The sequence below is a fragment of the Actibacterium sp. genome, assembly GCF_041584535.1.
Lineage (GTDB): Bacteria > Pseudomonadota > Alphaproteobacteria > Rhodobacterales > Rhodobacteraceae > Actibacterium_D.
On sequence record NZ_JBFHDW010000229.1, the window covers coordinates 1 to 4,435 of the forward strand.

Sequence of the window (4,435 nt, forward strand, 5' to 3'; positions counted from 1 at the left end):
AGGAACATGGCGGCACGCTGGTTTTGACCGACGCGCCGATTTTTGACGGAAACGCGCATTGCGGCGCACAGGCGGACATTCGTCTGCCGGTGCTTGAGGTCACGCAGGACGATCTGTCCGGCGCGACCGGAACCGCGGCCGAGTGACAAGGCAAAAGGGTACAAGTATGGGCGACATCCTGATAACCGACGACGAACGCGACATCCGCGAGCTGATCTCGGATATCCTTAAGGACGAAGGGTATACAACGCGCCTTGCGGCCAATTCCGATGAATGCATGCAGGCGATCAACGACGATCCGCCGGCGCTGATGATCCTCGACATCTGGCTGAAAGACAGCCGCATGGACGGGATCGACATTCTGAGCGCCGTCAAGCGCGACAACCCCGATATTCCGATCGTCATCATCTCGGGTCACGGCAATATCGAAATCGCGGTCGCGGCGATCCGTCAGGGTGCCTATGACTTTATCGAAAAGCCGTTCAACATCGACCAGTTGCTGGTGGTGATCCGCCGCGCGATGGAGACCTCGCGCCTGCGCCGCGAAAATCAGGATCTCAAGCGCCGCGATGTGACCTCGTCCGAGATGATCGGTTCAAGTGCGGCGTTCAAGGGGTTGAAATCGCAGCTTGAAAAGGTCACCAAGTCGAACGGCCGCGTGATGCTGACCGGCCCCGCCGGCAGCGGCAAAGAGGTCGCCGCGCGCTATATTCACGCCCATTCCAACCGCGCCAACGCGCCGTTTGTGACGGTCAATTCCGCCTCGATCGAGCCCGAGCGCATGGAAGAGGTGCTGTTTGGCCGCGAAACCCCCGAACGGGGGGTCGAGCCGGGCCTTTTGGAACAGGCGCATGGCGGCGTGTTGTTCTTTGACGAAGTGGCTGACATGCCGCTGGGCACCCAATCGAAAATCCTGCGGGTGCTGGTCGATCAGCAATTCCAGCGCGTCGGCGGCACCGGCAAGGTGCGGGTCGATCTGCGGGTGATCTCGTCCACCAACCGCGACCTGCAGACCGAGATCGATCAGGGCCGCTTTCGGCAGGAATTGTTCCACCGTCTGAACGTGGTGCCGATTGCGGTGCCGGCGCTGGACGAACGGCGCGAGGATATTCCCGAACTGGCCCGGCATTTCATCGCCGAATTCAATCGCGGGCAGGGGCTGCCGCTGCGCCTGCTTGGTGATGAGGCTCAGGCGTTGCTGCAAACCATGGCCTGGCCGGGCAACGTGCGCCAGTTGAAGAACGTGATTGAACGGGTGCTGATCCTTGGCGATGGCGCGGGCCCGATCGAGGCGCGCGAACTGCCGATGCAGGCCGAAGCCCCCGCCGAAGAGGGCCGTCTGGCCCTGTCCGGCGCGCTGGCGACCCTGCCTTTGCGCGAGGCCCGCGAATTGTTCGAACGTGAATATCTGCTGACCCAGATCAACCGCTTTGGCGGCAACATCAGCCGCACCGCAAATTTTGTCGGAATGGAACGCAGCGCCCTGCACCGCAAGCTGAAATCGCTGGGGGTCGTGACCACCAGCAAGGCCGGTGCGCGGGTGGCGCATGTCGAAAACGAGGACGAGGTCGATTGACCGCCCCGTTGCCATCTGACAAGGATAGCCCAAGTTTTGCAGCCGGGGACCGGACATGAAGGTCATCATTTGTGGCGCGGGTCAGGTCGGCTGGCAAATCGCGCGCCATCTTGCCAACGAAAAGAACGACGTCACCGTCGTTGACAATAACGCCGATCTGGTGCGCCGGGCGACGGATTCTCTGGATGTTCAGGGCGTGGCGGGCTTTGCGTCATATCCCGATATTCTGGACCGTGCCGGGGCGCGCGATGCCGATATGATCATCGCCGCGACCTATTCGGACGAGGTCAACATGGTCATCTGTCAGGTGGCCCACTCGATTTTCGCGGTGCCGCGCAAGATCGCGCGGCTGCGGTCGCAAAGTTACCTGACGGCGATTTATTCCGACCTCTATCGCCGCGACCATATGCCGATCGACGTGGTGATCAGTCCGGAACTGGAGGTCGCTCAGGCGGCGCTGCGGCGGCTGGACCTGCCCTCGGCCTTTGACACGGAAAGCTTTCTGGACGGTCAGGCGCAATTGATCGGCATCATGATCGACGCCGATTGTCCGGTGACCAACACGCCGCTACGGCAGTTGACCGATCTGTTCTCGACCCTTCGGGCCACCGTGGTCGGCATTCGCCGCGAAGGCACGTTGTTCGCGCCCGAACCGGGCGACCAGTTGTTCGCCATGGATCAGATCTATGTCATCGCCCATACCGATGACGTGACCCGGACGCTGGAAATCTTCGGCAAATCCACCCGTAAACAAGAGCGCGTCGTCATCATCGGCGGCGGCAACGTCGGGCTGGCGGTGGCGCAGGCGCTGGAACGCCGGGTCAACCGGGTGCGCGCCAAGGTGATCGAAAAAAGCCGTGCCAATGCCGAACGCGCGGCGGATGCGCTGGAGCGGACAATCGTGCTGCATGGCGATGGCATGGACATGAACCTGCTGGCCGAGGCCAGTATCAGCCGCGCCGACGCGGTTCTGGCCGTGACCGATGACGACAAGACCAACCTGCTGGCAGCGGTCCGGGCCAAGGCTGCGGGCTGTCACATGGCGATCAGTCTGGTGAACGATCCGTCGCTGGTGCCGATGATGGGGCCGCTGGATATCGACGCCCATATCAACCCGCGCGCCACCACGGTCAGTTCGATCCTGCGCCACATCCGCCACGGGCGGGTGCGCGGCGTCTATTCCATCGGCGATGCCGAAGGCGAGGTGATCGAGGCGCAGGTTCTGTCGACCTCGCCGATCTCGGGCCGGATGATCCGCGACATCGAATTTCCGCAAGGCGTGCTGGTCGGGGCGCTGAAAAAGGGCAAGAAGGTGATCCGCCCCGAAAGCGGCACCCGTATCGACGAAGGCGACGTGGTGGTTCTGTTCTGCCTTGCCGCCGACGTGCCCGAGGTCGAGCGCCTGTTGCAGGTCTCGATCGACTTTTTCTGATCCGCCCCGATGCGCGTCCTTCTGAACGTTCCACTATTGGTGATCCTCACGGGGCTGGCGGCGGCGGCGATGCTTGTGCCGGCGCTGCATGCGTCTTTGGTTCTGGATCATGCCGTGGCGCGGGCGTTCTTTTATTCTTTCCTGCTGTTCACGGTGCTGAACGCGGTGGTGGCGATTGCCACCTATAACAACCGCTCGCGCAATCTGGCCCGCAGTCACCTGCTGGCCTTGCCCGCGACCTTTGTGCTGTTGCCGCTGATGCTGGCGCTGCCGGTGACGCAGGCGGTGCCGGATACATCGTTCCTGAACGCTTATTTCGAGATGGTCTCCAGCCTGACCACCACCGGCGCCACGCTGTTCGACGATCCGGGGCGGCTGCCGCCATCGGTGCATCTGTGGCGGGCGTTGGTCGGCTGGATGGGCGGGCTGTTCGTCTGGATCACCGCCATCGCCATTCTGGCGCCGATGAATCTGGGCGGGTTCGAGGTTCTGTCCACCGACACCATCGGTCGTGGCGCCAGCCGGGACGAGCTTAGCGTCCGCACCGCCGACCCGCGCGAGCGGCTGATGCGCTATGCGCTGCAATTGCTGCCGGTTTATGCCGGGCTGACGGCGGTGCTGTGGGTGTTGCTGATCCTTGCCGGAGACACCGGGCTGGTCGCGATCAGCCATGCGATGTCGACCATGGCCACCAGCGGCATTTCCCCGGTCGGCGGCCTGAAAGGCGCGCAATCCGGGGTGCCGGGCGAGATGTTCATCTTCGTGTTCTTCATTTTTGCCCTGTCGCGCCAGACCTTCGCCCGCGAGGCCTTTGTGCTGCGGATAAAACGCCTGCGCAACGATCCCGAGTTTCTGGCCGGACTGGTCTGTGTGCTGGTGGTGCCGGCCTTTCTGTTCCTGCGGCACTGGATCGGTGCCTATGATGTGGACGAACAGCAGGATCTGGTCAGCGCCTCGGCGGCGCTGTGGGGGTCGGTGTTTTCGGTCCTGTCGTTCCTGACCACCACCGGCTTTGCCTCGCTGAACTGGGATCAGGCCCATGCGTGGTCGGGCCTGCCGACGCCGGGGCTGGTGCTGTTGGGGCTGGCGCTGATCGGCGGCGGGGTGGCGACCACGGCGGGCGGGGTCAAGCTGTTGCGGGTCTATGCGCTGTATAAGCACGGGATGCGCGAGATGGATAAGCTGGTGCATCCGTCCTCGGTCGGTGGATCGGGGGCGCTGGCGCGGCATATCCGGCGGCAGGGCGCATTCGTGGCGTGGATTTTCTTCATGCTGTTCGCGCTGTCGATTGCCGTGGTCATGTCGGCACTGTCGCTGACCGGGCTGGGGTTCGAGGACAGCACGATCCTGACCGTTGCGGCGTTGGCGACCACCGGGCCTCTGGCCGAAGTCGCGGGCGAAGTGCCGATCTATTATTCAACGCTGGG

At 63.2% G+C, this 4,435-nt stretch carries 3 protein-coding genes; all 3 read left to right on the top strand.

Features of this window, described 5'->3' with window-relative positions; all coding sequences use genetic code 11:
- Nucleotides 1-166 precede the first annotated feature (166 nt).
- Entirely contained in the window at nucleotides 167-1,576 is a 1,410-nt protein-coding gene (locus ABYW26_RS11160) for a sigma-54-dependent transcriptional regulator (RefSeq protein ID WP_372604949.1), read from the top strand.
- Between the two features lie 55 nt (nucleotides 1,577-1,631).
- Nucleotides 1,632-3,008 carry a Trk system potassium transporter TrkA gene (gene trkA / locus ABYW26_RS11165; protein ID WP_372604951.1) on the top strand — a complete coding sequence of 459 codons (1,377 nt, stop codon included), beginning with the start codon at nucleotides 1,632-1,634 and terminating at the stop codon, nucleotides 3,006-3,008.
- A gap of 9 nt (nucleotides 3,009-3,017) precedes the next feature.
- Nucleotides 3,018-4,435 (top strand): TrkH family potassium uptake protein (locus ABYW26_RS11170; protein ID WP_372604952.1); only part of this gene is annotated, 1,418 nt, incomplete at its 3' end.

Coding starts and splice junctions, on each gene's coding strand:
- ABYW26_RS11160 (WP_372604949.1), top strand. CDS start 167: ATGGGCGACATCCTGATAACCGACGACGAACGCGACATCCGCGAGCTG.
- trkA (WP_372604951.1), top strand. CDS start 1,632: ATGAAGGTCATCATTTGTGGCGCGGGTCAGGTCGGCTGGCAAATCGCG.